The sequence below is a fragment of the Janthinobacterium lividum genome (genome assembly GCF_011601275.1).
GTDB lineage: Bacteria > Pseudomonadota > Gammaproteobacteria > Burkholderiales > Burkholderiaceae_D > Janthinobacterium > Janthinobacterium lividum_E.
On the sequence record NZ_JAAOLY010000004.1, the window covers coordinates 61,541 to 86,883 of the forward strand.

Consider the following 25,343-nt stretch of genomic DNA (forward strand, 5'->3'; position numbering starts at 1 on the left):
GCGGCAAGGCGCGGCGCGCAGCTCGATAGGCTCTTAAGCGGCGTGTTCGGCCTCGTCCAGGTCGGGGGCGTCGTCGCTGTTGTAGACGGCCAGGTCGGTCTGTCCCATGACCCGGCTGGTGACGGTGCCGGCCGTGATCGAGCCGCTCACGTTCAATGCTGTACGGCCCATGTCGATCAGCGGTTCGACGGAGATCAGCAAGCCGGCCAGCGCGACGGGCAAGTCCATCGCCGACAGCACGATCAGGGCGGCAAACGTGGCGCCGCCGCCCACGCCGGCTACGCCGACGGAACCGATGGTGATGATGGCCAGCAAGGGCAGCAGGAAGCTGATGGTGAAGGGATCGACGCCGACGGTCGGGGCGATCATGACGGCCAGCATGGCCGGATAGATGCCGGCGCAACCGTTCTGGCCGATGGTCGAGCCGAACGACGCGGCGAAGTTGGCGATGCCTTCCGGCGTGCCCAGGCGCTGGGTTTGCGTCTGCACGCTCATCGGGATCGAACCGGCGCTGGTGCGCGAGGTGAAGGCGAAGGCCAGTACGGGGAAGACTTTTTTCACGAAGCGCAGCGGGTTCAGCCCCACGCCGGCGATGATGGCCAAATGCACGAGGAACATCAATATCAGCGCGCTGTACGAGGCGACGACAAAGTTGATCAATTTCAAGATGTCTGTGTAGCTGGACGAGGCCACCACTTCAAACATCAGCGCGAACACGCCGTACGGCGTCAGGCGCAGCACCAGGGTGACCATGCGCATGACGATGGCGTGCGCCACTTTCATGAAGTGCTCGAAGGAGGTGAAGATTTCCGGCTTTTTCGTCGCGATGCCCGTGGCCGAGATGCCGATGAAGATCGAGAACACGACCACGGCGATGGTCGACGTCTTGCGCGCGCCCGTCATGTCGAGGAAGGGATTGGTCGGCACGAAGCTGACCAGCAGTTTCGGCAGGGACAGGGCTTTCGCCGTTTCCAGCGAGCCTTGCAGCTGTACGCCGCGCGCCACTTCGGCGGCGCTCGAGGTCAGGCCCACGGCCGTCAGGCCGAACAGCTTGGCCATCAAAATGCCCAGCGCGGCGGCGACCGTCGTGGTGATGAGCAGGGTACCGATGGTCAGCGCGCTGATCTTGCCCAGCGAGCTCGCGTCCTTGAGTTTCAGGATGGCGGAGATGATGGAGACCATGATCAGCGGCATGATGATCATTTGCAGCAGTTTGACGTAGCCGCTGCCGACGATGTCGATGTATTCATTGGTGCCCGCGATGATGGGCGAGCCGGCTCCATACAGCGCTTGCGCCGCCGCGCCCAGCAGCACGCCCAGGCCCAGGCCCGTGAAGACGCGCACGGTAAACGTCGCGTGCTTGCGTTGCTGATGGAACATGAAAGCGAAGACGAGCAACGCAACGAGCAGGTTCAGGATGATGTTAATTGCCATGAGGGGCCTTATCTTGGTTTTATTCGAGACTGCAGAGAGCACTTTACTACAAGTCATTGCTACCCCAGCCTGGGGCGAAAGGGCAAGCACTGTACAGTACTATGGGGGCGTTTTGCGCCATACCGCTGCGAATATTACGCTATATAAATATGCTCCACAGGCATAAGCCTTCCGTATGATTGTGAAAAGGTAGATTTCATGCCAGCATGGCACGTTTGGTGGTTTGCTCATCTGGCGCGTTATTTTTTAAGGAAAAAGATGAATGCTTTAACGGAAGTGCAGGTACTCGATGCGGAAGAGCGCTTGCGCCTGGCCATGATGGCCTCCGACGTGGCCGAGTTGAATGTCTTGCTGGCCGACGAGTTGCTGTTTACGAATCACCTGGGGCATCTGCTGAGCAAGCACGCGGACCTGGCCGCGCACGAGCAGCGCCTGCTGGCCATCACGGACCTGCGCGCGTCCGAGCGCCATGTGCGTATCAACGGCAACGTGGCCGTCGTCTCCGTGCGCATGCAGCTGACGGGCAGCTATCACGATGTGGAAACGCATGGCGACTTTCGTTTTACGCGCGTCTGGGCGCAGGATGCGGCCGGTGCGCTGCAAGTGATCGCCGCCCATTCCGGCGTCGTGGCTTGAGGAGTCTCAGTGGATCATCGTTCCAAAGGGCAGCTGTTTGAAGCTGTCATCGCCGCCGGCCCGGCCACCCTGGCCATCACGGCTGGCTATCCCGTGCTGCTGTACAACCTGGTGCGCACTTGGGCCGACGCTCCCGGCGCCAACGCCCTGGCCGCACTGCTGCTGACGGGCGGCGTGTGGGCCTTGCTGGAATTCTGGCGCATTGCGCTGGCGACCGTGGCGCGCAAGGCATACGCGTTCAACTGGCGCTTCTGGCTGGCCATCGCCAGCTTTCTTGCCTGCTTCGTGCGCTTCGTGCCGGACATGCCGGCCGGACTGATGCTGCTGTTGCTGGTGCTGCCGGCGCTGGCGTGGACGCATTTCATCTTGCTGCAGATTAAGCGCCCGCCCAACTTGTAAATTTTATTCTTCCTCTTCGGCTTCCACTTTCAGCCAGGCTATCCGCCCATTGCCCGCTTCATGCAGATGGGCAAGCAGGCCGGTGGCCGCCGCTTCCGCCAGGCTGAAGTCGAACAGCACGTGCTCGGCGTGTTCCACGTTCAGCAAGGTGGCGCAGGCGCCATCGAGTTCGCGGCGCAGCATGCCTTCCATTGCATACGGCACCTTGCAGCGCAGGGTTCGCTGGCGCACGATAGCCGTCTTTTCCGCCTGCAGCAACGCCTGCGCCACGCTGTCCGTGTAGGCGCGCACCAGGCCGCCCGCACCCAGCTTGATTCCGCCAAAGTAACGCACGACGGTCGCCAGCACGCCTTCCAGGTCCTGGTGGCGCAACACGTCGAGCATGGGGCGTCCGGCCGTGCCGCTCGGTTCGCCATCATCGACGGCCGCTGATTGCCCGCCCGCCAGCAGCGCCCAGCACACATGGCAGGCGCCCGGATGCTGTGCCTTCAAATCATTGACCACCTGCTGCGCGCTGGCGCGGTCCGTCATCGGCTGCACGCAACCGATGAAACGGCTTTTCTTGATGATCAATTCGCTGTGGACGGGGGCGGCAATGGTAAACGGCATGGCGGGTGCGAAGGCGGGCAAAGCAGCATGATAGAGGAAATGCGCGCCCGAGACGAGTCAGCCCCCCCCCTCATGCGGCGGCGCTGCCCACCAGTTCGCGCAGCGCCGCGTCGCGCACTTGCACAATGTCGAACAGCCCCAGCGCGTGCAGGGCGGGCAGGGCGTCGACAATGTCGCGCTCGGCAATGCTCCGTTCGGCGCTGCTGCGGGACTCGTCCAGCCATACCTTGGCATTGGACAGGAAGGCACCCACCGTTCCCTTGCGCACGGTGACGCCATTGAACTGGCCCTGGTTTTGTTGATCCGGCAGTACGTCTTCCGCGCGCATGGTGAACTCCTGAAAGGTGGAAAGACTTCACTGTATGATGACCGGATTGTCTTGCCTGCGCTGTTTATGTCATTCGATACGCCAAATCCGCCAATCTTGCCGCCATCGCCGTCTTCGCCAACGCCGCTGCGCGCCATGCGCATTGCCCAGCCGCAGGAACGGGTGACGGCGGCGCACCACCACGCCAGCGGCCAGTTGTTCGGCGCCGCGCGTGGCTTGCTCTCCGTTGCCGCCGACAGCGGACAGTGGGTAGTGCCGGCCAGCCACTGCGTGTGGATGCCGCCCCATCACGTCCATGGGCTGCGTTCGCATGGTCCGTTTGCGGGCTGGAGCGTGTATGTGGACGAGGCCAGTTGCGTCGGCTTGCCCGCCGCGCCCTGCGTGATGCGCGTCTCGGGCTTGCTGCGCGAGGCGGTGGGCCGCGCCAGCACTTGGGACGAGGGCGCGCTGGACGCGCGGCAAGTCCGGGTGGCGGGCGTGATCCTCGACGAGATCGCCGCCTCGCCGCACGAATCCTTCGGTTTGCCCCTGCCCACGGACCCGCGCCTGCTGCGCGTGGCGCGCGCCGTGCTTGACGACCTGGCCGATGAGCGGAGCGTGGAAGCGCTGGCCGCCTGGGCCGGCGTGTCGCCGCGCACCCTGGCCCGCCGTTTCACGCTCGAGACGGGCTTTAGCCCGTCCGCCTGGCGCCAGCGCGCCCGCATCCTGCGCGCCCTGGAACTATTGGCCGCCGGCCAGCCCGTCACGACGATTGCACTGGACCTGGGCTACGAGACCGTCAGCGCCTTCATCGCCATGTTCAAGCGGGTGATGGGCGTGACGCCGGGCAGGTATGGCGAGGCGATGGCATAACTGGCCCGGAAAACAAAAAAGCCAACCGCGAACGGTTGGCTTCTTCATAGTATTTGGTAGGCCGTGCGGGATTCGAACCTGCGACCAACGGATTAAAAGTCCGCTGCTCTACCAGCTGAGCTAACGACCCAAAACTTTTTACAACTGAACTACGGTAACGCTGTGCCGTATCAACATGCTTGCCATGATGACGACTGAATCTTGGTAGGCCGTGCGGGATTCGAACCTGCGACCAACGGATTAAAAGTCCGCTGCTCTACCAGCTGAGCTAACGACCCAAGGGCGGCTATTATGACGGCCAAAGCCGGTTTTGGGAAGGGTAGGGATGGAAAAAAGCCTTGCGCTGTGCCCAGATACGGCCTAATATAGGTAGGTAGCCTACCTATTCATATCCTTTCATGCCCGTTACTGAAGAACTTCCCATCCCCGAACGCGCGCTGGCGCTGTCCGATGAATTGCGCACGGCGTTCAAGCGCCTGCTGCGCTCCATGCAGCGCGAAGGGGGCGAGCTGGAAGGCAGCGTATCGATGATGCAATACATGCTGCTGGCCCTGATTCACGAACAGCCCGGTATCGGGGTGGCCGCGCTGGCGCGGCTGCAGAACGTACGTGGGCCGACCGTCAGCGCCCAGGTCAAGTCGCTGGAAGAAGCTGGGCTGGTCGAGCGCGGCGCGCCCGATCCGCAAGACCGGCGCCGCTCGGGGCTGCAGGTGTCCGCGCAAGGCCTGGCGATACTTGAAACCCTGCGTGCGCGCCGCCGCGATGCGCTGGCGCAGCGCATTGCCCGTCTGACGCCGCAGCAGATCGATGCGCTCGAAGCGGCCATACAGCCGCTGCTTGAGATCGGACAAACATGAGCGGCCACGATCACGCCGCAGGCGCAGAAAAAGACGCTGTAAAACCCGTCACCGAGCGCGAAGTGCGCGCCATCTACCTGGGCTTGATGGCCGTGCTGGGCCTCGGTGCGCTGGACCAGAGCATCGTTGCCACGGCCTTGCCGCGCATCGTCGACGACCTGGGCGGCATGGCGCATCTGTCGTGGGTGGTGACGGCGTATGTGCTGGCCTCGACGGCCACCATGCCCTTGTACGGCAAGCTGGCGGACCAGTATGGCCGCCGCCCCATGATCTTCACGGCCCTGCTGACCTTTTTGCTCGGGTCCGTGCTGTGCGGGCTGGCGCAGAACATGACGGAGCTGATCATTTTCCGCGCCATCCAGGGTCTCGGTGCGGGCGGCTTCATGCCGCTGGCGCAAATCATCATCGGCGACATCGTGCCGCCGGCCGAACGGGGCAAGCGCCAAGGCATGGTGCCCATCGTGTTCGCCGTCACCAGCGTGCTCGGTCCCGTGCTGGGCGGCGTCATCACGGATGCCTTGTCGTGGCACTGGATTTTCTATGTCAACCTGCCCATCGGCGCGGCTGCCTTTGTCATCATCGCGCGCGCCATGCGTAAACCGGCGCGCATGCATGCGCACAAGATCGACTATCTGGGCTCGGCCTTGCTGACGGGCGCCATCACGGCGGCCCTGCTGGTGCTGGCGCTGGGCGGCACCGAGTGGCCGTGGGATGCGCTGGCCATCAAGGTGTGCGGCGGCATTGCCGTGCTGCTGGGTATCTGGCTGGCCGTGCACGTGGGCAAGGTGGATGAACCCGTGCTGCCGCCCGACCTGTTCGAGAACCGCACTTTCAATATTGCCAGCCTGGTGATGGCCGTGACCTTCATGGGCCTGATGGGCGCCAGCGTCTTCTTTCCCCTGTTCTTCCAGCTGGTGATGGGCACCAGTCCGGCCGAATCGGGCGTGATGACAGTGGCCATGATGGTGGGACTGGTGGCGTCATCGATGTTCAACGGACGCGTGCTGTCCCGCTCGGGCAAGTACAAGATGGTGCAGGTGGCGGGGCTGGCGGTGGCGGTCGTGGCGTTTGCCGTGCTGGCCTGGGCCATGGCAACGTCGCAGGGCTACTGGATCATCGAGCCGGCCATCTTCCTGCTCGGCACGGGATTAGGGTTGGTGATGCCGAACATGACGATCGCCGTGCAGAATGCCTTGCCGCTGGCGCGCCGCGGCGTGGGCACGGCCATGCTGGCGTTTTTCCGCTCGCTGGGCGGCTTGCTGGGCGTGACGGCGTCTGGCGCCATTCTTGCGCACCAGCTGCACAAGCATGGCGTGGAAGCCGTCTCGGCGCTGGGCGCGCATGCGGCCGTGCAGACGGTGGAAGTGTACCGCCACGCGATCGCCAGCGTGTTTGGCGCCGGCGCCGTGCTGCTGCTATTGGGACTGGTCGCCTTGCTGTTCCTGCCGGAACTGCCCCTGGAGGGGCATCCGGCAGCGGTGAAGGCGAAGGACGATCAGTAGCGTTCGAGCCAGTGCGCGTACGGCGCCGGCAGTGTCCACGAGGCGCGCTCCACGCCGAGTTCCTTGGCAGCAAAATAGGCCCAGTGCGGATTGGCCAGGTGCGCCTTGCCGACCATCACCACGTCGAGCTGTTCGTCCTTGACGACTCGCTCTGCGATGGCTGGCGTGCCGAAGCCCCAGGCGGACGAGACAGGCACGCCCGCCTCCGTGCGCACGCGTTCGGCAATCGGGCCCATGAAGGCGGGGCCCCAGGGAATCGACACGTCGGGAATCGTGAAGCCCATGCTGACGCTAAGCATATCCATGCCGGCATCCTTGAACTGGCGCACGAGGCCGATGGATTCAAGCAGGGTTTGCTCGTCGCGGCCGTCGAATTCCAGCACGCCAAAGCGGATGGTCAGCGGCAAGTGCTCGGGCCACACTGCACGCACGGCTTTCAATGTTTCCAGCAGGAAGCGGCTGCGGTTTTCCAGGCTGCCGCCATAGATGTCGTTGCGCTGGTTTGAGTGGGCGGAAAAGAAGCTTTGCGACAGGTAGCCGTGGGCGAAGTGCAGTTCCAGCCACTCGAAGCCCACTTCACGGGCGCGCACGGCCGCGTCGACGAAGTTCTGTTGCACGCGGGCGATATCGTCGAGGTCCATGGCGCGCGGCACTTTCGGCAGGCCGCCGCCAAAGGCGATGGCCGATGGCGCGATGGTTTGCCAGCCGCGCGCGTCGCCCTCGACGATATGGTTGTCGCCTTCCCACGGGCGGTTGGCGCTGGCCTTGCGGCCCGCGTGGGCGATCTGGATGCCGGGCACGGAACCGGCCGCCTTGATGGCTTTCACCACAGGCACGAAGGCTTGCGCCAGGTCATCGTTCCAGATGCCCGTGCAGCCGGGCGTGATGCGGCCTTCCGGCGCCACGGCCGTCGCTTCGACGATCACCAGGCCGGCGCCACCACGGGCCATGCCCGCGTAGTGCGACAGATGCCAGTCGTTGGCCACGCCATCGACGGCCATGTACTGGCACATGGGCGGCACGGCGATGCGGTTGCGCAGGGTGATGTCTTTGAGGGTATAGGGCTGGAAGAGGGCGGACATGGTGGCCTTTGTGTTTGTTGGTGGTGTAGGGAAATGCTGATTCTGTAGTTCGTAAATATTCGAAGAATGGAATTAGTATAGCGCATGCTGTATGATTCTGCTCATGCGTCCACACAAACATCCTCCCGCCAGCGAATTCGTACTTGAACGCGTTCTGTACGCCTTGAGCGATTCCATACGCCTCGACATCGTGCGCCACCTGGCCAGGGTCGAGGCGGCCGCTTGCGGCGACCTGGACGGCGGACGGCCGAAGTCGACCGTTTCCCACCATTTCAAGGTCTTGCGCGAAGCGGGCCTCGTCTACACGGAAAACGCGGGCACGACGCACATGAACACCTTGCGCCGCGCCGATGTCGAGAGCCGCTTTCCCGGCTTGCTCGACGCCATCCTCGCGCAGCAGCCGCAAGCGAATCAGCCCTGAGCCAGTCCTGAATCTGCCGTAGAATGCCTGCAAGATTGCCGAATTTGCAGCATGGGCGGGCAGTCCTGACCTGAAGGGCTGACGACGCATGAAAATTTTCGCACGGTATCGCTGGTGCTGCGCCACCGCTTTCGTAGTGCTCACTGGCTGCTGGCCTTACACGGAGCCGGCCACGGGCGAATATGCCGCCTTGCTCCGGCGCGGCGAAAAGGTGACCAGGGCCGATACCTACGGGCGGTTTGCCGCCTTGTCGGTCGAGTACCGCCAGGGCGGCGGCTCCCTGATGTCCACCGAGAATCACTCCATGCGGCTGATACATAAGGACAAAATCGTCGTCAAGGCTACCGAAGGCATCGAACGCTGGACCGATTTCGCCCAGCCCGTGTATTTCGTCAAGCGGCAGGAAGACGACGGCATGCTGGCGCTGGTCCACGAGCAGGCGGGCAAGGCCGTGGTCGAGAAGATTACGGCGTCGGAATACGGCTACCGTGGTAACGAGACGTACATGCATGGCTTCCCCCTGTCTCCCGGCGTGCGCTATTTTCCCGTCGACCAGCGCCCCGGTTTCCTGTTGCGTGGCTTGCCGCTGAAAACCACCGTGCTGCCTAGTCCGCCAGAGGGTAGCGTCGATCTGCACGCCCAAGTCCTGGCGGCCATCTCTCCCGATGGGACATCATTTGCGTTTGTCGACAGCGAGTATGCGCCGTCCGTGGTGCTGGTTGTCGATGCGGACGGCAAGCGGCGCGACCCGATCCCGCTGCCGAGAATTTACCTGGCCGATGCGCCCACCTACCAATTCAATCCTTACGAGCGGCTATGGGCCTGGTCGCGCACGGCGCTGGCATGGCACAAGAACGGTGCGGGCAGCTGGGAGGTCAGGCCGGACGGTGTCGCGCCGGGGGCTGCCGGCGCGCACAATGTGGTCGAGCAATTGTTTATCAGCGATCAAACGGGCTACCGCACCTGTTTTGCCGCCGCGAATGCCGCTTGTCTGCCCGGCTGGCGCGGGGCGGACGCCGCCGAGCAGCGCAAGACTTTTGTATGGGGCGGCGACGCGCCGCCGTTTGCCTACGTGCCGGTAGCCCCTGCGGCCGCTTTTGGCGCCAGGGTCGGCTTGCTGTTGTTGTCCGGGGGATGCTGCCGTGTGCCGTCTTACCATCTGTATCTGGATGGCGCGCCGGCGGCGGTGGCCGCGCAATTGTCCGCGCGCTTGCGCGAGAGCAAGACGCCGTTCGTGCGCGTCGACGAGTGTCCGCGCCGCACTGGCAATGACGGCAAGTGCGAGGCGCAACTGGCGCAGCGGCTCAAGCGGCCGGAATCGCTGGGGCGCGAACTGGAGCAGTTGCTCGATACCTGGGACGAGCACGATGGCGTGCTGTTCGTCATGCCGTCCATGGCGGTCGCGGTGCGCGCGAACGAGCAGGGCGGCAGCGTGATCCAGACCCTGTTGCGTGCCGATTTGTCGCGCAGGGATTGATCTCGGTCGTCTGCCGCGCGTCACCGAAGTGCCAGGCTCGGCTATCATGTCGGCCTTTCGGTAAATCCTCGGCCGCGCGCCTGTTGCGCGCATGGCTGGCGAGACTACCTGGCACGGCAAGGATAGGGCATGACGGCAGCAGCAGTGGTATCACAGGCGGACCTGGCACATCGTCCGCAGTTTGGCTGGATCAATGGTTTGAAGGCGGGTGCGGCGCAGCTGATCGTGTTGCACCATCTGGCGTTTTACGGCCCCATGTCCGACTACGTGCAGCCCCTGTGGCCCGAGTTGCTGGGCTGGCTGGGCGGCAGCGCGCGCATTGCCGTGCAAGTATTCCTCGTCATCGGCGGCTTTCTCGTCGCCAAATCCCTCTCGCCCGCCGGCCACCCTGGCATCGCTACCCCGCTGCAGGCCATCTGGCGCCGCTATGCCAAGCTGGCGCCACCTTTCCTGGCCGCCACCTTGCTCGCGGCCATTATCGCGCCCGTGGCCGGCATCTGGATGCAACACGATTCCATGTCGGCCGCCGTCACCCTGGGCCAGTTGAGCGCCCACGCCTTGCTGCTGCACGGCGTGCTGGGTTATGAGTCGCTGTCTGCCGGCGCCTGGTACGTGGCCATCGATTTCCAGCTGTACCTGCTGACGGTATCGCTGCTGTGGCTGGGCGGGCGCCTGGCGGGCCAGCGGCGCCGGCAATGGCTGATGCCGCTGGCCGTCACCGTGGGCATCACCTTTTCCCTGCTGTATTTCAATCTCGATGCGGGCTGGGACAACTGGGCGCCGTATTTCTTCGGCAGCTATGGCCTGGGGCTCATGGCCTGGTGGGCCAGCGATCCGGCCCGCAAACCCGGTGCCATGACGATGCTCATGGCCATGGCCGCCGTGCCCGTCCTGCTGGCCCTGGCCGTCGACTACCGTAGCCGCATTGCGCTGGCCCTGATCGTTGCCTGCGCGCTGTTCCTGTTTGGCCGCGCCCGCACGCCGTCCCGGGGCCGCGCCTGGAGCGTCGTCAATGCCCTGGGGCGCATCTCGTATGCCGTCTTCCTCGTGCACTTTCCCGTCAGCCTGCTGGTGAATGCCTTATTTATTACTTATGTTCCATTGGCGCCGCAGTGGCAGGCGCTGGGCATGCTGACAGCCTGGGGCGCCAGCCTGGCGGCCGGTGCTGCGTTTTACCGCTGGGTGGAAGTGCCGCTGGGGCGGGTGGTGGGTAGCGTGGTGGCGCATCTGGCCGGACGGCCGGTGCTGGCGTCGCGTTAGGATCGAAGGCCTGGCGTGCCGATGGTACGCGCCTTCCGGGGATAACGCTGAGCGTTTCTATTGTGCAAAACAAAAAAGCCAACCGCGAACGGTTGGCTTCTCTGAAGTATTTGGTAGGCCGTGCGGGATTCGAACCTGCGACCAACGGATTAAAAGTCCGCTGCTCTACCAGCTGAGCTAACGACCCAAAAACTTTTTACAACAACTTCGGTAACACTGTGCCGTAAAAAAATGCTTGCTATAACAACTCGCAAGCAGATCAGTACTGCGTATTCGTGGTAGGCCGTGCGGGATTCGAACCTGCGACCAACGGATTAAAAGTCCGCTGCTCTACCAGCTGAGCTAACGACCCGAAGAAGAAAGATTATAGGGGGTGCCCGGGATTCTGTCAAACCTAACGGGCAACTTTTTCCCCGCTTTTACTTTTTGCCGCCCCGTTCCTTGGCAGCCTGGGCCGCACTGGAGTCCGGGTAGCGCGAGATCAGAGCGTTCAGCGTCTTGGTCGCGTTCGGCTTGTCTTTCAGCTCCGTATAGCAGCTGGCGATGTTGAGCATGGCGTCGGCCGCCTTCGGGCTGTCCGGGTAGTTTTTCAGCACTGCCTGCTGGGCCGTGATGGCGCTCTTGCAGTCGCGCTGGGCGTAATAGGCGTTGCCCAGCCAGTATTGCGCGTTGGCAGCGTAGGCCGATTCCGGATAGCGCTTGACGAAGCCGTCCAGGGCCGTGACGGCGCCCTTGTAGTCGCCCGACTTGAACAGGCCGAACGCGGATTCGTACGCGCTTTGCTCGGATACGCCCACGGCCGCTTCCTGGCCGTCGATGGTGACTTGGCGCGGCTCGAGCTTGCGCAGGCGCGCGTCGATGTCGGTATAGAAATCCTTCTGGCGCTTTTGCACGTTTGCCAGGTCGTTGCCCAGTACTTCGATCTGGCCGCGCAGGCGGGCGATCTCTTGCATGGTCTGGTCGTGCTGGTTGATCAGGCTCAGGGTGCTGGTCTTGTCCGCCTTGGTGTCGACGCGGCTGTTCAGGTCGCGCGCCATGGCGTCGACCTTGGCGCGCAGCTCGAGGATAGCCTTGCGCGCTTCGTCGTCATCGAACAGGGCGGCGTTGGCGTGCAGGGGCAGGTAGGCAAACGCGGCCATCAAGGCGGCGGCGACGCCGGCTTTCGAGAATGTCATCATGGGTCGGGCTTTCTAAGGTTACGCAAACATGCAAACGGGGCGCCGGGCGGTGAATCACCGCGCTGCGCCCCATTATTATGCCTATGACTGGCCAGTTAGGTAAGCGCCAATGCTGCCGCGCTCACCTGTCAACATCAATAAACGATGTCAGCGCGGCGGTTTTCTGCCCATGCTGCTTCGTTGCTGCCTTGTGCCTTAGGCTTTTCTTTGCCCAGCGACACGGCTTCCATTTGGCCTTCTGGCACGCCCAGGGCTGCCATCGACTTGCGCACGGCTTCAGCACGTTTCTGACCCAGGGCCAGATTGTACTCAGCGCCACCGCGTTCATCGGTGTTACCTTGGATCAGGATCTTGCGGCTAGGCGTTTTCACCAGGTAGCCAGCGTGGTTTTGCACGACTGGGGTGTCCGCTTCGCGCACGACGTATTTGTCGAAGTCGAAGTAGATGCTGCGGTTGGCCAGCACGCCTTTTGGATCGTCCAGTGGATCGACCGATGCGGTCGTTACTGGCTGAACTTGACGGGTGTCAACTGGAGCTGCGACTTTTTCAGGAGCGCGCTCAACCACTGGGGTCTCGGCTACTTTGACTGGGGTGCTGCAGGCGGACAGCAGAGCTGCGGTAGCGGCGATGAAAGCCAAACTTTTAAAGTTACTCATTTTTATTCTCCGGGTCATGGTTAAAGGTGAAACTGTACAGCATTTACTTCATAAAAGGACCCCATGTGGGCTCCTTGATATTGCCAGCTTGCGTAGTCAAACGCTGTTTGACGCGGCCATCCACCGATACCACTGCCAGCGACTTGCGTCGTCCGGATTCGGTCGCGTACATGATATATTTCCCGTTGGGCGAAAAGCTCGGTGATTCGTCGTTGGCGGTGTCCGACAGGCGCAGTTCCTGGCCACTAGCCAGGTCGAGCGCGTAGAGCTGGAAATTGCCGTCGCGACGGGAAATATAAGCAAGTGTCTTCCCGTCGGACGAGATCCGCGGGCTGATGTTGTAGGAGCCGCCAAACGTCACGCGCTTGGCTTCGCCGCCGCTGACCGACATGCGGTAGATTTGTGGTCCGCCGCTGCGATCGCTGGTGAAGTAGATGCTTTGGCCATCGGCCGAGAATTGGGGTTCCGTATCGATGCCGCTGCTGGTGCTGACGCGGCGCAAGCCGCTGCCGTCGGCATTGACGGTATAGACCTGGGTATGGCCATCGCGCGACAGGGCCACGGCCAGGCGCGAGCCGTCCGGGCTCCAGCTCGGCGCCGAATTGCTGCCTTTTTCATTCGATACGATGGTGCGCTGGCGCGTCACGAGGTTTTGCACGTAGACGATGGGCTTTTTCTTTTCAAACGACACATACGCGACCTTGGTGCCGTCCGGCGACCACGACGGCGAAATGATCGGCTCGTTCGAGCGCAGGGCGACCTGGATGCCTTCGCCATCGGCGTCGGCCACTTCCAGCCGGTATTCGCGGCCCGATTGCGTGACGTAGGCGATGCGCGTGGCGAACGCGCCCTTGACGCCCGTCAGCTTTTCATAGATGTCGTCGGCGATCTTGTGCGCCAGCAGGCGGTTGAACTGCGGCGCGGCCGCATTGTTCATGCTGGAAATCTGCGCGCCCTTGATGGTGTCGAACAGCTTGTAGCGCACGTCCAGGCGGCCATCGGCCATGCTTTGCACGGTGCCGGCCGCCAGCGCGTCGGCGCCGCGCGACTTCCACTGTTCATAGCTGACGGGTGCCGTTTCCGCTACGGGCGCATCGGCGTCGATCAGCTTGAACACGCCGCTGCGCGCCAGGTCGGCCTTGATAATGCCGGACAGCGATTGCGGCGCCGCCGATTCATTGACGAAGCTGGCGACAGCCACCGGGATCTGGTTGCTGCCGATCCCCGTAATCTCCACGCGCAGCTGCGCCTGGGCGCTGGACGCTCCCAGCACCAGGCTGGCGCAGAGCACGACATAGCTCATTTTTTTCATGGTCATCATTTAGGCAAATCCTTCATCTCGAATATGAGTTCAATCTCGCGTTCCACGGTGCCGTCTTTTTTCTTCGGCAGTGGCGACGATTTATTAATGGCGTTTTCCACCGAGCTGTCATACGCCGGCAGGCCGCTACTTTTAATCTTTCGGACCGAAATAATTTCCCCAGTTGGCAGTTGCTCGATCTTGAACACGGCGCGCGGGTTGCCCGGCACATCCGTGCTACCGCTGTACGCGATATTGCTCTTGATCTTGCTCGTCAGGGCAGCGACATAGCCGCTGTCCTTGCGTGGCGCGGTCGCTTTCGCGGCCGTTCCCGTCGTGCCGGCGCCCGCCGCACCCGTGATGCGGCTCATTTCCGCAGCGCGCGCCTTGTCGGCGGCTTTTTTCTCTTCCGCCGCTTTTTTCGCCTTGGCAGCCTTTTCAGCCGCCGCTTTTTTCTCGGACAGTTCTTTCTCGGCTTTTTCTTCCGCCGCTTTTTCTTTCTCTTTGGCCTGCTTGGCTTTCTCCAGCTTGTCGGCCTTTTCTTTTTCCAGCTTTTCAGCCTTGTCTTTTTCTTTCTGCTTCTGTTTTTCCAGTTCGCGCTTTTCTTCCTCGCGTTCCTTCAATTCCTGCTTGCGGCGCTCTTCCGCTGCCGCTTTCTCTTTTTCTTCCTTCAGCTTGGCCTTCTTGCGCTCAAGGGCGATTTCCGCCTCGCGCAGGTCGACCTTCGGCTCGGGCGCGGCCACCGGCGGCGGTGGCGGCGGAGCCGGCTGTTCCACTTGCGGTTCCGGCGGCGGGGCCGGTGTCGGCTCCGGTTCCGTCGCCACTTCGGGCGGCGGCGCGGCCGTCTGCACTTTCATGTCCCACACTTCCGCTTCGACGGCGACAGGTTCCGTATTTTGCCAGTGTACGCCCACCCACAGGAAAAACAGCAGGCCAAGATGCATCGCCAGCGCCAGGCCCAGCGAGGGCCAGCGGCTGCGTTCGCGCGGCACGCTGTAGGGCTTGCCGAGTACATGGTCGATTTGTTTGTTCTGCAAAGTCTAGTCTATCTAAAAACGGTCAAGTCTGGAAACAGGATGCTGTGCTTATTTGGTGGCCAGGCCGACGCGGGTAATGCCCATCTTTTTCGCTTCCGAAATGAGCTGGATCACATCGTCGTACTTGCTTTCCTTGTCGCCCGCGATCATTACGGGATAGTCGGGATTGCTTTCATGTAAGCCGCGCAGCTTGCGCAGCAGGGCGTCGCGGTTCGGTTCCGTTTCCGGCGACAGCTGTTCCTTGCCGATGACGCCGATCGACAGCGAACCATTCGGTTTCAGCACGATCTGAATATAGTCATCGGGCGGTTTCGCTGTCTTTTCCGCGTTGGGCAAGTTCACCACGCTGGGATTGTTCGACGACGGCATCACCATGAAAATGATCAGCAGCACCAGCATCACGTCGATATACGGCACGACGTTGATTTCGGACTTGAACTTGCGGCCACGGCCGCCGCGCATGCCGCCGCTATTGAATGAGGAACCCATGGACGCTGCTCCCTCTTAGCGCGACTGGCGCTGCAAGATGTTGGAGAATTCTTCGACGAAGCTCTCGAAGCGGATCGCCAGGCGGTCGATGTCGTGCGAAAAACGGTTGTAGGCGACGACGGCGGGAATTGCCGCGAACAGACCGATGGCGGTGGCGATCAGCGCTTCGGCAATGCCGGGCGCGACGGCGGCCAGGGTGGCTTGCTGCACGTTGGCCAGGCCGCGGAAGGCGTTCATGATGCCCCAGACGGTACCGAGCAGGCCGATGTACGGCGAGACGGAACCGACGGAAGCGAGGAAGGCCAGGTGCGATTCGAGCACGTCCATTTCGCGCTGGAAGGCGGCGCGCATGGCGCGGCGTGCGCCGTCGAGCACGGCGCCGACGTCCAGCGCTTCGCGCGAACCGTAGGAAGCCTTGCCCTTGATGAATTCGCCCATGCCGGCGTCGAAGATGCGGGCCAGCGCGCCGCTCTGGTCGCGGTTGCCGCTGGCGTTCTGGTGCAGCGCATGCAGGTTGCCGCCGGCCCAGAAGCTGCGTTCGAATTCGATGGTTTGCTTGCGCGCCTGGCGCACGGCAAACATCTTGCGGAAAATGTAGGTCCAGCTGGTCAGGGAAATCAGCAGCAGCAGGGCCATGATCAGTTGCACGATCAGGTGGGCATTGGTGATGAGCGCGAGGAAAGAAAGATCTTGTGTAACGTTCATTGGCTGGCAGTCTGTTGGGTGAATTATCCGGGGTGGCGGGTGGGGTCAGGCGGCGCGCATGCGGGCCGCGACTGCATCAGGCACGGCGCGCGGACGCAGTGCCGAATCGACGCAGCCGATCTTGACGCGCGCCGTGTTGAGCAGGCGGTCGCCGCACCAGGCTTGTTGCAGGAAAACGATGGAGGCGCGCCCCATTTTTTCTATACTTAAGGTTAATCTTACCGTGTCATCGAGTCTGGCTGGCGCATGATAGTCGGCGTTGATGCTTTTGACAACGAACATCGCGTCATGCTGCTCCAGCAATTCCTGCTGGCCCACGTCGATGGCGCGCAGCCATTCGGTGCGCGCGCGCTCGAAGAATTTCAGGTAATTAGCGTAATAGACGATGCCGCCGGCGTCGGTGTCTTCATAGTAGACACGTACGTTCCAGGTAAAGACTGAAGGCATGTTTATTGCGCCAGTAGTGAGATTGAGCAACATTTTACGCGATTTTTCTTCTTGTGACTGTGGGCGCTTGCTGGAAAGCCATGCAAAAGCTGCATATAAGTTGCACCGCAGCATTGTAAAACGGAGGGCTGCAATGGCAAGCCCCGTAACATACGCTTACATGCATGAGCAAAGTTTACATCCAGCTTAAGATGCCGTACCGGCGCTGCCCGGGCGGCGATTATAGCGGCACGCTTGCATTCCTTGCTCAATTTGGACACTTAACTTACAATTTGCATTCCATTACGTCTCACGTGACTGGCGAAAAGTCGGGCGATCTCCACGAGTGGGGATCGGCAATCCGGCGAAAGGTGGGCACCCACCGGGAAACGTGAGATTTTTCATCAGCCGTTCGCCTGGGTAGCCACTATGGAAAAGCACGAAGAGGCTGCCTGTCCAATGTTGTTATTCACCTAACACCGGCTCCCCTCATTCGATCCAATCTGCCAGTACAAGCACCCTCATACTTGGAGTTTTTACATGTTTGCAAAAGATCATACCCTCGCCAACGTCGATCCTGAATTGTTCGCCGTCATTCAAAAAGAAAACACGCGCCAGCACGATCATATCGAACTGATCGCGTCGGAGAACTACACGTCGCCAGCCGTAATGGAAGCGCAAGGCTCGCAGCTGACGAACAAGTACGCCGAAGGCTATCCAGGCAAGCGCTACTACGGTGGCTGCGAGTACGTCGACGTGGCCGAGCAACTGGCCATCGACCGCGTGAAACAGCTGTTCGGCGCCGAATGCGCGAACGTGCAGCCGAACTCCGGCTCGCAAGCGAACCAGGGCGTGTTCTTCGCCATGCTGAAACCAGGCGACCTGATCATGGGTATGTCGCTGGCCGAAGGCGGCCACCTGACCCACGGCATGCCGCTGAACATGTCCGGCAAATGGTTTGACGTCGTCTCCTACGGTTTGACGGCGGAAGAGGACATCGACTACGAGGCAATGGAACGCCTGGCCCGCGAACGCAAGCCGAAGCTGATCATCGCCGGCGCCTCCGCGTTCTCGAAAAAGATCGATTTCGAACGCTTCGGCAAGATCGCCAAGGAAGTTGGCGCCTACTTCATGGTCGACATGGCCCACTACGCCGGTCTGATCGCCGCCGGCCTGTACCCGAACCCGGTGCCGTTCGCCGACTTCGTCACTTCGACCACGCACAAATCGTTGCGCGGCCCGCGCGGCGGCATCATCCTGATGAAGGCCGAACACGAAAAAGCCATCAATTCGGCCATCTTCCCTGGCATCCAGGGTGGCCCGCTGATGCACGTGATCGCCGGCAAGGCCGTTGCCTTCAAGGAAGCGCTGAGCCCTGAATTCGTTGAATATCAGAAGCAAGTGATCAAGAACGCGGACGTGCTGGCGAAAACCCTGATCAAGCGCGGCCTGCGCATCGTTTCCGGCGGCACCGAATCGCACGTCATGCTGGTCGACCTGCGCGCCAAGAACCTGACGGGCAAGGAAGCCGAAGCCATCCTCGGTTCCGCGCACATCACCTGTAACAAGAACGGCATCCCGAACGACCCGCAAAAACCATTCGTGACTTCGGGCATCCGCCTTGGCAGCCCGGCGATGACGACGCGCGGTTTCAAGGAAGCGCAAGCGGAAGAAGTGGGCAACCTGATCGCGGATGTGCTGGACAATCCGCATGACGCCGCCACCATCGAGCGCGTGAAGGCGGCCGTGAAAGTGCTGGCCGACGCGCACCCTGTGTACGCTGCATAATTATTTGTCCAGAATGTGTCATACAGAGTAAGATTCTGTATGACACATTCCTTCGTGCCCAAGGGCGCCCGGAGTGATTCGGGCGCCCTTTGTACAAGGACGGTGATTTCCCGTAATTATTACTATAAAGTTGTAGCCAGCCCATGAAATGTCCATTTTGCCAGCACGGCGACACCCAGGTTCTCGATACGCGCGTATCGGAGGAAGGGGATGCCATTCGGCGCCGCCGCCGCTGCGGCAAATGCGACAAGCGTTTTACGACTTACGAGCGCATTGAACTTATCATGCCGGCCGTCGTCAAAAAGAATGGCAGCCGGACGGAGTTCGCTGCGGATAAGTTGCGCGGCAGTTTGATGCTGGCCTTGCGCAAGCGTCCCGTCGCGGCCGCCTCCGTGGATACGGCCATCGCGTCCATCCAGGAAAAACTGCTGACCAGCGGCTTGCGCGAAGTCGATTCCGGCTATATCGGCGAACTCGTCATGCAGGAACTCAAGCGCCTCGACAAGATCGCCTACATCCGCTTCGCCTCCGTCTACAAGAATTTCGAAGACCTGGCCGAGTTCCAGGATGCCATCGCCGAAGTGGGGCAGGCGCGCAAGCCCTGACCTCACCTTCTTGAAGGCGGGTCTGCTTATGCGCCCCGTTTTCACCACGCCAAGGTTTGCCTGGCAAGCGGTCTGATCAATCCCAACGCTGTTCTTCTCGACTTATCGCCGTGCTGTTTGCGCCAGCGCAGACCCGGCTTTTTGTGCGCGCCTATCTTGTAGCTGGGCCGTGCGTCCGTGCGGCTCCAGTCCTGGTTTCATTCTGTCCGCAGGAGAAGCTCATGCACAGCGGCGCGCGTGGTCTCATGGATGGCAGCAGCCTCGTCGAGGTGCTCGTGTCGCTGCTGCTGTTGGCGCTGGGCCTGTTGGGCGCCAGCATCCTGCAACTGCACTCCCTGCGCGCGCGCCATGAGTCGGCGCTGTTGTCGGCGGGCGCGCAACTGGCGGCCGGCATGGCCGAGCGCATGCGCGCGAACAGCGTGCTCATGAATGGTCCCGATACGGGCAATCCCTACCTGAACGTGGAATATGCGGCGGCGGACGGCGCCGACACTGGCGGCGGCGCGCCGGACTGCTTTGGCACCAGCGCCTGCAGCGGGGCCGAACTGGCGCAATTCGATATCGCCGAGTGGAAACAGCAACTGCATGCGGCCTTGCCTGGCGCGCGCCTGCGCATCTGCCGCGACCTTGCTGTATGGGATACGGCCGCGCAAGGTTTGCACTGGACCTGCAGCGGCGGCAAGGGCGCGCCCATCGTAATCAAGCTGGGCTGGCGCGCCCGCTTGCCCGATGGCTCTCCCGCCGTGGATCCGGCAGGCGAGTCGCTGCCCAGGCTGGCATTCCAGCTGGGTGGAGGCGGCGCATGAACACTGCCTTGCACCGGCAGCGTGCCATGAGCCTGGTCGAATTGCTGGTGGCCCTGTCGCTCGGCGCGCTGCTGATGCTGGCCGCCAGTAGCGTGCTGCTGGCCGCCAGCGGCAGTTATGGCGACCAGTCCGCCAGCGCGCGCCTCGACGACAACGGCCGCTATGCACTCGACACCATCGCCCGCGCCGTGCGCCAGACCGCGTACGTGAACTGGGACAGCAGCGCCGCGCCCGTCGCCCATGCCGATGACGACAGCGCCAATGTGGCCGGGCTCGACGCGCGCAGCCTGGGCAAGAACAGCGAAGGCATCAGCGGCGCGCTGCCCGGCGCCCTGCATGGCAGCGACGTGCTGGCCCTGCGTTATTACGGCGCCGGCAAGGAAGAGGGCGGCGACGGTTCCGTGCTCAATTGCGCAGGCTTCGGCGTGGGCGCCGCGCAAACGCAGGCGCAGCGGGGCTGGAGTATTTTCTATGTGGCGCAGGGCGCCGATGGCGAGGGTGAATTGCGTTGCAAATACCGTGGCGCGAACGGATGGGGCGCGGACGCCGTCATTCGCGGCGTCGACGGTTTTCAGGTGCTGTATGGCCTCGACACGGATACGCCGTTTGACGGCGTGGCGAACCGCTACGTCAACGCCAGCGCGCTCGACGCCTACGATGCGGCGCTGGTACTGGAGGGCGTGGACGCGGCCGCGCGCCAGCGCGATCTGCACCGGCGCACGCACTGGAAACGTGTGGCCAGCGTGCGCGTGGCCCTGTTGCTGCATGGCGAGGCGGGCCAGGCGGACAAGCTGGCGGAACTGGGGCCGGCGCAGTTCGACCTGTTCGGCAAAGCGTATGCCGAGGCGCACGGCGCCGACGACACGGGTGCGCGCATCACGCGTGCGTCCTTGCCCGCCGCAACGCGTTCCAGGCTGCGGCAACTGGTGCAGACGAGCATCATGCTGCGCAACGGGCCTGCCTAGGCGGGCGGCGCGATGGCTGGCGCGGGCGTCAACTGTCGCAAACCGTGGTGTCTGCCTCGTGTACGCCATGGCGGCGCCACTCTGGTGTATGTGCTGTGCCTGCTGGTGATCATCTTGCTGCTGGGCGTATCGGCGGCGCAGATGGCCTTGCAGGGCGAAAAGGCGGCACGCGGCGAGCGTGACCGGCAGATCGCGTTTCAGGCGGCGGAGGAGGCATTGGTGGATGCGCAGAACGATATCGAAGGCTTGCCCGGCGTGCCCGGGCGCAGCAGTCTCTTCACGCCAGGCAGCGCGGCCGGGTTTGCGGACGGCTGCGGCGAAGGAGGCGCACTGGGCCTGTGCCTGCCTGCTGCCCCGGATGCGCCTGCGCTCTGGCTGAGTATGGACCTCGATGGCGCCGAAGGTGCCAGCCGTACCGTGCCATATGGCCAGTTTACGGGCGCCGTTATGCAGACGGGGCAGGGTTTCCTGCCGTCGCGCCGGCCCCGCTACCTGATCGAACTGCTGCCGTTTCACCCGCCCGGCGCGCAGGCCACGGCAGTGGCTGGCGGCCTGGCGACGGAAAGCTATATGTACCGCATCACGGCCATCGGTTTTGGCGCGCAGGAAAGCACGCAAGTCGTGCTGCAAAGTTATTACCGCAAGCAGGCGGCGGGAGCGGGGCCATGAGGGCTTTGTCGTTTGCCTGGCTGCTGCTCGGCTGGATTTTCCTGGCTTGCGGCGGCGCCATCGCTGCTCCGCTCCCGGTGGTGCTGGCGCGGGCCGACGCGGGTTTGCATGGCGCCAGGGTGCCGCCGAATCTGCTGATCAACCTGTCCCTCACGCATGCGGCCGCCGCTGCCGCGCATGGCGGCGACTATGCGCCGCAGCGCGAGTACGCAGGGTACTTTCATGCACGCATGTGCTACAGCTATCCGTATCGCAGCAAGGACGGCGTCATGCTGCCGGACTTGCGCGTAGCGACCGCTTACTTCTCCGTGCTGAAACCGGCCGATGCGCTGCACGGCTGCGGCGGCGACAGTTTCAGCGGTAACTTTCTCAACTGGGCCAGCACGAGCATGCTCGACATCGTCCGTTATGCCTTGACGGGCGGCGACCGCGTCATCGACGAGGTGCGCAAGACGGTGCTGCAGCGCGCTTATTTGCCCGATGCCGACAAGCCCATCGACTTCTTTGCCCACCCCGTCTTTTTCCCGCGCAAGGTCCTGCAGACAGGTGTGGCCGCGGCCACACCATTTGCGCTGGAGCAACTGGCCATCGTTTCCTGTCGCAACCGTCTGCTGTTCGGCGACGCCAGCCTGCTCCCGGGCGGCAGCTGCGACGCGCCCGGGGTTGCGGCCACGCACGGCGTGTTCCTCGCGCGCGTGCGCGTTTGCGACACGGAAGAAGGGCCGCTGCGCGACGACTTGTGCCTCGCGTATGGCAAGAACTACAAGCCGGTGGGCGCCGTGCAGCGCCATGGCGGCAGGGTGCGCGTGGGCGTGTTTGGCCACTTGAACGGCCAGCCCGCCAGCGCCGGCCCCGTGTATGGCGGCGTGCTGCGCGCGCCGCTGGCCCACGTGGGCAGGCAGCGCTGGTCAGTACCTGACTTTATGCCGCAAGACAATGCTGGCGAGGAATGGAGTCCCGCCACCGGTGTGTATGCGTTCCAGAGCGCAGGCCCTGGCGGCGGGGTGGCCGCTTACATCAATGGCCTGGGCCGCGGCAACGCCGGACATCCCGGCGCGTACGCCAGCGCGGCGCCATTGGCCGAATTGTTGTACGAATCGCTGCGCTATTTGCAGGGACGACAAGCGAGCGCCGTCGTGCCACCAGCTACGGCCCCGCCTGCCATCGACGATGGCTTGCCGGTCGTAAGCCCATGGAGCGACCCGCAAACGGCCAGTTGCCAGCGCCACGTCATCGTCAGCCTCGGCGATGCGGGCATGGCGGGCGACCGTTACGTGCCCGGTAATGTCCCGGCGACTCCCGCATCGAACGGCGACCGCGCCCGCGCCGCCGATGGCTTTGCGCCGCCGCCGTTTGATGCGATGGCCTGGACGCATGCGGTGGGCAGCCTGGAAAGTGGTGGGGCGCAAGGCAACCCCGCGCCACGGCCCGACCTGGCGGCACTGGAATTGCTGGCCGACGGGGCGGGCGGCGCCAGCTACCATGCGGCAGGCCTGGCCTACTGGTCGCACGTGCAGGCCTTGCGTCCTGGCGGCAAGAACGACGGCATTGCAAAAGTCGAGCACTATGCGGGCGACTTGCGCCAGGGCGACTCGGCCGCCACGCCTGTTTCTACGCCCTTGCTGTTGGCAGCCAAATATGGCGGCTTTGTCGATGCGAACGGTGACGCCAACCCATTCAAGAGCGCGACCGGCAGCGCGCTGGACGAGTGGAGCCTGGATGGCCGCTGGCCCGCCCATTACCTGCCCGGCAGCGACCCGGCCGCCCTGATCGCGGGATTGCGCGCAGCCTTTGCGGCCGCCGACAAGGCGACCTTGCCAGCGACGCTTGCCGGGCCGGCCCTGATGGCGCTGGCCAGCGGGACGGAAGAGGCATACTGGTTCCAGACGCAGATTCGCCTGGCCGATGGCGGCATGACCGTGTCGCGCGCCGCGTTTTCCGTGGGTGCCGATGGGACACTGCTTCCTGGCAAGCCATGGTGGCGCGCCGGTGGGCAGGAGACATCGGTGCCGGATGGACCGCCGCCGGCCTTGCGTCCCGTCTACACGCTCGACGCCAAGGGCGCCTTGATGCCGCTGGCCTGGACGCGGCTGGACGCAGAGCAGCGCGGCGCATTCGACGGCGGCGATGGCCGGGGGGAAGCGCGCCTGGCCTATCTGCTGGGCCAGCGCACATACGAGGTGGGCCAGCCAGGCGGTTTCCTGCGGCGCCGCTCAGGCAGCATGGGCGCGGCCGCGTATGGCGATCTCGTGTACGTGGGGGCGCCGGGGCTGGGCATGCCGGGGGCCGGCTATGGCGTGCACCGCACCGCGCTGCTGCAGCGGCGAAAAATGTTGTATCTGGGCGCTAACGATGGCTTGCTGCATGCCTTCGATGCGCGCACGGGCAGCGAATTGTTTGCCTATCTGCCGCAAGCCCTGCTGCACCTTGCGCCAGCCGCTGCGAGCACTCACTACAGCCCCGGCCCGCTGCTTGATGGCGCGGCGGCCACGGCGGAAGTACTGGCGCTGGGACATTGGAAGACGGTGCTGGTGTCGGGCATGGGCGGCGGGGCGCAAGGCGTGTTTGCGCTCGACATCACCGACCCGGCCCGCTTCGCGCAGGAGGGGGCGCTGTGGGAATTCACGGACCGCGACGACAAGCTGATGGGCAACGTGCGCGCACCGCCCGCCTTCGCTCGCATCAACATGGGCGGCAAGGAGGGCGCGCCTGCCTACCGCGATTTTGCCGTCGTCGCCAGCGGCTACAACAACCATGTCAACGACGGCAAGGACACGACGGCGCCCGCATCGGCGGCCGCCATCTTCTTGCTGGCGCTGGACAAGGTGCCCGGCATGCCTTGGGTGTTGGGAAGTAATTACTTCCGGCTCAAGGTGCCTGTGGCCAGCGGCGGCGGTGACGGTGGCCATGACAGCGATGCGGATGCCACACCCCAGGCGCTGGGCTCGCCCGCCGTGGTGCCGGGCGGCGACGGCGCGCTGGCTTTCCTGTATGCGGGCGATTTGCAGGGCAATATCTGGCGTCTCGACATGGCTGCCGGGCCGCCGTGGAAGGATGGCCAGGGGCGCAAGCTCCTCTTTGTTGCGCGCGATGCGCAGGGGCGGCGCCAGCCCGTGACGCAGCGGCTGAACGTGGCCTATGCGCCCGGCGGCGGCTATCTGCTGCTGTTTGGCACGGGCAAGCTGGTCGAAGCAGCCGATACCTGGCCTTCCGCCTTCCTGTCGCAGTCGTTTTACGCCGTGCACGACGATCTGCGGGCAAGCTCACCTACGCGCAGCCGGAGCGACCTGGAGCAGCGCAGCCTGGGCGAGACGGCAGGCGGCGTACGCGTGGACGGCGCCGAATTGCGCTACACGGGCAGCGATGCCATGCGCGGCTGGTACCTCGATTTTCTCGATACCGCGCAGACGGGCGAACGCAGCATCAACGGTGCCGTGCTGGCCGCCGGCAAAGTGCTGTTCAATACGGTCTTGCCCGGGCGCGATCCTTGCGCCAAGCCGGCCACGCGCCTGTACGTGCTCGATGTGCTGAGCGGCTTTGCCGCCGATGGCGCCGGTGTCGTGCAGGCGGGCGAGCAGACGGGACGCTTGTTCGATGGCATGGCGCGCGCACCGCCGCTGGCGCTGGAACTGAACAGCACGGTGGGCGCCGCGACGGCGGCGGGGCGGGCCGAGGAACGCAAGGAACTGGCCGTGCTGCAACCTGGCTTGCCCGGCGCGGCCAGCGGGGCGGGGCTCAAGGTCGTCAGCGCACCGCTGCCGGCCCGGCGCCTCAGCTGGCGCGAAGTGGCGAACTGGCGCGAATTGCACGAGGCGGCCAAGAAAAAGTAGGCTCTGGCAAGGCACTGCAGCATATCGGCTGG

Annotated in this window: 25 protein-coding genes, 4 tRNA genes and 1 riboswitch; of the genes, 14 read left to right on the forward strand and 15 right to left on the reverse strand. The window is 63.5% G+C overall.

The genetic code is table 11. The annotated features are described in order from the left end of the window. Positions 1–33: 33 nt before the first annotated feature. Positions 34–1,434 carry an L-cystine transporter gene (locus GYK42_RS07450; RefSeq protein WP_166446985.1) on the reverse strand — a complete coding sequence of 467 codons (1,401 nt, stop codon included), beginning with the start codon at positions 1,432–1,434 and terminating at the stop codon, positions 34–36. Positions 1,435–1,692: 258 nt separating this feature from the next. Here GYK42_RS07450 and GYK42_RS07455 point away from each other — a divergent pair, with 258 nt between their 5' ends. Beyond that, on the forward strand, positions 1,693–2,070 hold the full coding sequence (locus GYK42_RS07455) for a nuclear transport factor 2 family protein (RefSeq protein WP_166446986.1): 378 nt from the start codon (positions 1,693–1,695) through the stop codon (positions 2,068–2,070). Between the two features lie 9 nt (positions 2,071–2,079). Next, positions 2,080–2,469: a hypothetical protein gene (locus GYK42_RS07460; protein ID WP_166446987.1), complete on the forward strand. Its 390-nt coding sequence runs from the start codon at positions 2,080–2,082 to the stop codon at positions 2,467–2,469. A 3-nt stretch (positions 2,470–2,472) separates the two neighbouring features. Here GYK42_RS07460 and GYK42_RS07465 read toward each other — a convergent pair whose 3' ends face one another. Together GYK42_RS07465 and GYK42_RS07470 are read right to left on the reverse strand one after the other, a co-directional pair. Beyond that, complete coding sequence (locus tag GYK42_RS07465; RefSeq protein ID WP_166446988.1) at positions 2,473–3,078, reverse strand: IMPACT family protein; 606 nt, start codon at positions 3,076–3,078, stop codon at positions 2,473–2,475. 70 nt (positions 3,079–3,148) lie between these two features. Further along, positions 3,149–3,406 (reverse strand): hypothetical protein, encoded by a 258-nt coding sequence (locus tag GYK42_RS07470; protein WP_166446989.1) that lies wholly within the window; start codon positions 3,404–3,406, stop codon positions 3,149–3,151. A gap of 66 nt (positions 3,407–3,472) precedes the next feature. Between GYK42_RS07470 and GYK42_RS07475 the strand changes: the two genes are divergently transcribed. Continuing rightward, the gene (locus GYK42_RS07475) at positions 3,473–4,258 is read left to right on the forward strand and encodes an AraC family transcriptional regulator (RefSeq protein WP_166446990.1); all 786 of its coding nucleotides are present in this window, start codon (positions 3,473–3,475) and stop codon (positions 4,256–4,258) included. A gap of 54 nt (positions 4,259–4,312) precedes the next feature. On the opposite strand, the gene GYK42_RS07480 is transcribed toward GYK42_RS07475, so the two are convergent. Then, positions 4,313–4,388 (reverse strand) — tRNA-Lys (locus GYK42_RS07480). Between the two features lie 72 nt (positions 4,389–4,460). Further along, positions 4,461–4,536: transfer RNA gene (locus GYK42_RS07485), tRNA-Lys, on the reverse strand. 120 nt (positions 4,537–4,656) lie between these two features. Here GYK42_RS07485 and GYK42_RS07490 point away from each other — a divergent pair. Beyond that, the gene (locus GYK42_RS07490) at positions 4,657–5,115 is read left to right on the forward strand and encodes a MarR family winged helix-turn-helix transcriptional regulator (RefSeq protein WP_166446991.1); all 459 of its coding nucleotides are present in this window, start codon (positions 4,657–4,659) and stop codon (positions 5,113–5,115) included. Next, positions 5,112–6,617 carry an MDR family MFS transporter gene (locus tag GYK42_RS07495; protein ID WP_240943504.1) on the forward strand — a complete coding sequence of 502 codons (1,506 nt, stop codon included), beginning with the start codon at positions 5,112–5,114 and terminating at the stop codon, positions 6,615–6,617. The genes GYK42_RS07490 and GYK42_RS07495 overlap by 4 nt, the downstream gene beginning before the upstream one ends. Here the strand turns inward: GYK42_RS07495 and GYK42_RS07500 are convergent. After that, on the reverse strand, positions 6,611–7,699 hold the full coding sequence (locus GYK42_RS07500) for an NADH:flavin oxidoreductase/NADH oxidase (protein ID WP_166446992.1): 1,089 nt from the start codon (positions 7,697–7,699) through the stop codon (positions 6,611–6,613). The two genes, GYK42_RS07495 and GYK42_RS07500, sit on opposite strands and share 7 nt — an antisense overlap. A gap of 103 nt (positions 7,700–7,802) precedes the next feature. Here GYK42_RS07500 and GYK42_RS07505 point away from each other — a divergent pair, with 103 nt between their 5' ends. The 3 genes from GYK42_RS07505 (at position 7,803) to GYK42_RS07515 (ending at position 10,857) form a co-directional block, all read left to right on the forward strand. Next, on the forward strand, positions 7,803–8,120 hold the full coding sequence (locus GYK42_RS07505) for an ArsR/SmtB family transcription factor (RefSeq protein ID WP_166446993.1): 318 nt from the start codon (positions 7,803–7,805) through the stop codon (positions 8,118–8,120). 88 nt (positions 8,121–8,208) lie between these two features. Beyond that, complete coding sequence (locus GYK42_RS07510; protein ID WP_166446994.1) at positions 8,209–9,597, forward strand: hypothetical protein; 1,389 nt, start codon at positions 8,209–8,211, stop codon at positions 9,595–9,597. Positions 9,598–9,726: 129 nt separating this feature from the next. Then, the gene (locus GYK42_RS07515; RefSeq protein WP_166446995.1) at positions 9,727–10,857 is read left to right on the forward strand and encodes an acyltransferase family protein; all 1,131 of its coding nucleotides are present in this window, start codon (positions 9,727–9,729) and stop codon (positions 10,855–10,857) included. A gap of 111 nt (positions 10,858–10,968) precedes the next feature. Here the strand turns inward: GYK42_RS07515 and GYK42_RS07520 are convergent. The 9 genes from GYK42_RS07520 to ybgC all read right to left on the reverse strand — a co-directional run bounded on the left by GYK42_RS07520 (position 10,969) and on the right by ybgC (position 16,669). Further along, positions 10,969–11,044 (reverse strand) — tRNA-Lys (locus GYK42_RS07520). A gap of 89 nt (positions 11,045–11,133) precedes the next feature. Further along, a tRNA-Lys gene (locus GYK42_RS07525) sits at positions 11,134–11,209 on the reverse strand. A gap of 67 nt (positions 11,210–11,276) precedes the next feature. After that, positions 11,277–12,035: a tol-pal system protein YbgF gene (ybgF, locus tag GYK42_RS07530; RefSeq protein WP_166446996.1), complete on the reverse strand. Its 759-nt coding sequence runs from the start codon at positions 12,033–12,035 to the stop codon at positions 11,277–11,279. Positions 12,036–12,169: 134 nt separating this feature from the next. Beyond that, positions 12,170–12,691, reverse strand: a complete 522-nt coding sequence (pal, locus tag GYK42_RS07535; RefSeq protein ID WP_046682322.1) for a peptidoglycan-associated lipoprotein Pal — start codon at positions 12,689–12,691, stop codon at positions 12,170–12,172. A gap of 43 nt (positions 12,692–12,734) precedes the next feature. Continuing rightward, positions 12,735–14,003, reverse strand: a complete 1,269-nt coding sequence (gene tolB, locus GYK42_RS07540) for a Tol-Pal system beta propeller repeat protein TolB (protein WP_431190164.1) — start codon at positions 14,001–14,003, stop codon at positions 12,735–12,737. 5 nt (positions 14,004–14,008) lie between these two features. Next, positions 14,009–15,028, reverse strand: coding sequence for a cell envelope integrity protein TolA (tolA, locus tag GYK42_RS07545; RefSeq protein WP_082127549.1), 1,020 nt, complete (start codon positions 15,026–15,028; stop codon positions 14,009–14,011). Between the two features lie 48 nt (positions 15,029–15,076). Further along, positions 15,077–15,517 carry an ExbD/TolR family protein gene (locus GYK42_RS07550; RefSeq protein WP_082654644.1) on the reverse strand — a complete coding sequence of 147 codons (441 nt, stop codon included), beginning with the start codon at positions 15,515–15,517 and terminating at the stop codon, positions 15,077–15,079. Between the two features lie 15 nt (positions 15,518–15,532). Beyond that, entirely contained in the window at positions 15,533–16,222 is a 690-nt protein-coding gene (gene tolQ, locus GYK42_RS07555) for a protein TolQ (RefSeq protein WP_046682323.1), read from the reverse strand. Between the two features lie 45 nt (positions 16,223–16,267). Next, positions 16,268–16,669 (reverse strand): tol-pal system-associated acyl-CoA thioesterase, encoded by a 402-nt coding sequence (gene ybgC / locus GYK42_RS07560; RefSeq protein WP_166446998.1) that lies wholly within the window; start codon positions 16,667–16,669, stop codon positions 16,268–16,270. Positions 16,670–16,952: 283 nt separating this feature from the next. Continuing rightward, positions 16,953–17,077, forward strand: a riboswitch (ZMP/ZTP riboswitch). A 111-nt stretch (positions 17,078–17,188) separates the two neighbouring features. Between ybgC and glyA the strand changes: the two genes are divergently transcribed. From glyA to GYK42_RS07590, 6 genes are all read left to right on the forward strand, one after another. Continuing rightward, complete coding sequence (glyA, locus tag GYK42_RS07565) at positions 17,189–18,436, forward strand: serine hydroxymethyltransferase (protein WP_058050318.1); 1,248 nt, start codon at positions 17,189–17,191, stop codon at positions 18,434–18,436. A 143-nt stretch (positions 18,437–18,579) separates the two neighbouring features. Beyond that, complete coding sequence (gene nrdR / locus GYK42_RS07570) at positions 18,580–19,041, forward strand: transcriptional regulator NrdR (RefSeq protein WP_034759169.1); 462 nt, start codon at positions 18,580–18,582, stop codon at positions 19,039–19,041. A 221-nt stretch (positions 19,042–19,262) separates the two neighbouring features. Continuing rightward, complete coding sequence (gene pilV / locus GYK42_RS07575; protein ID WP_166446999.1) at positions 19,263–19,847, forward strand: type IV pilus modification protein PilV; 585 nt, start codon at positions 19,263–19,265, stop codon at positions 19,845–19,847. Continuing rightward, entirely contained in the window at positions 19,844–20,812 is a 969-nt protein-coding gene (locus GYK42_RS07580; RefSeq protein ID WP_166447000.1) for a PilW family protein, read from the forward strand. The genes pilV and GYK42_RS07580 overlap by 4 nt, the downstream gene beginning before the upstream one ends. Positions 20,813–20,824: 12 nt before the next feature. Next, on the forward strand, positions 20,825–21,481 hold the full coding sequence (locus GYK42_RS07585; protein WP_240943505.1) for a pilus assembly PilX family protein: 657 nt from the start codon (positions 20,825–20,827) through the stop codon (positions 21,479–21,481). Further along, complete coding sequence (locus tag GYK42_RS07590; protein ID WP_166447001.1) at positions 21,478–25,311, forward strand: pilus assembly protein; 3,834 nt, start codon at positions 21,478–21,480, stop codon at positions 25,309–25,311. The genes GYK42_RS07585 and GYK42_RS07590 overlap by 4 nt, the downstream gene beginning before the upstream one ends. Positions 25,312–25,343 lie beyond the last annotated feature (32 nt).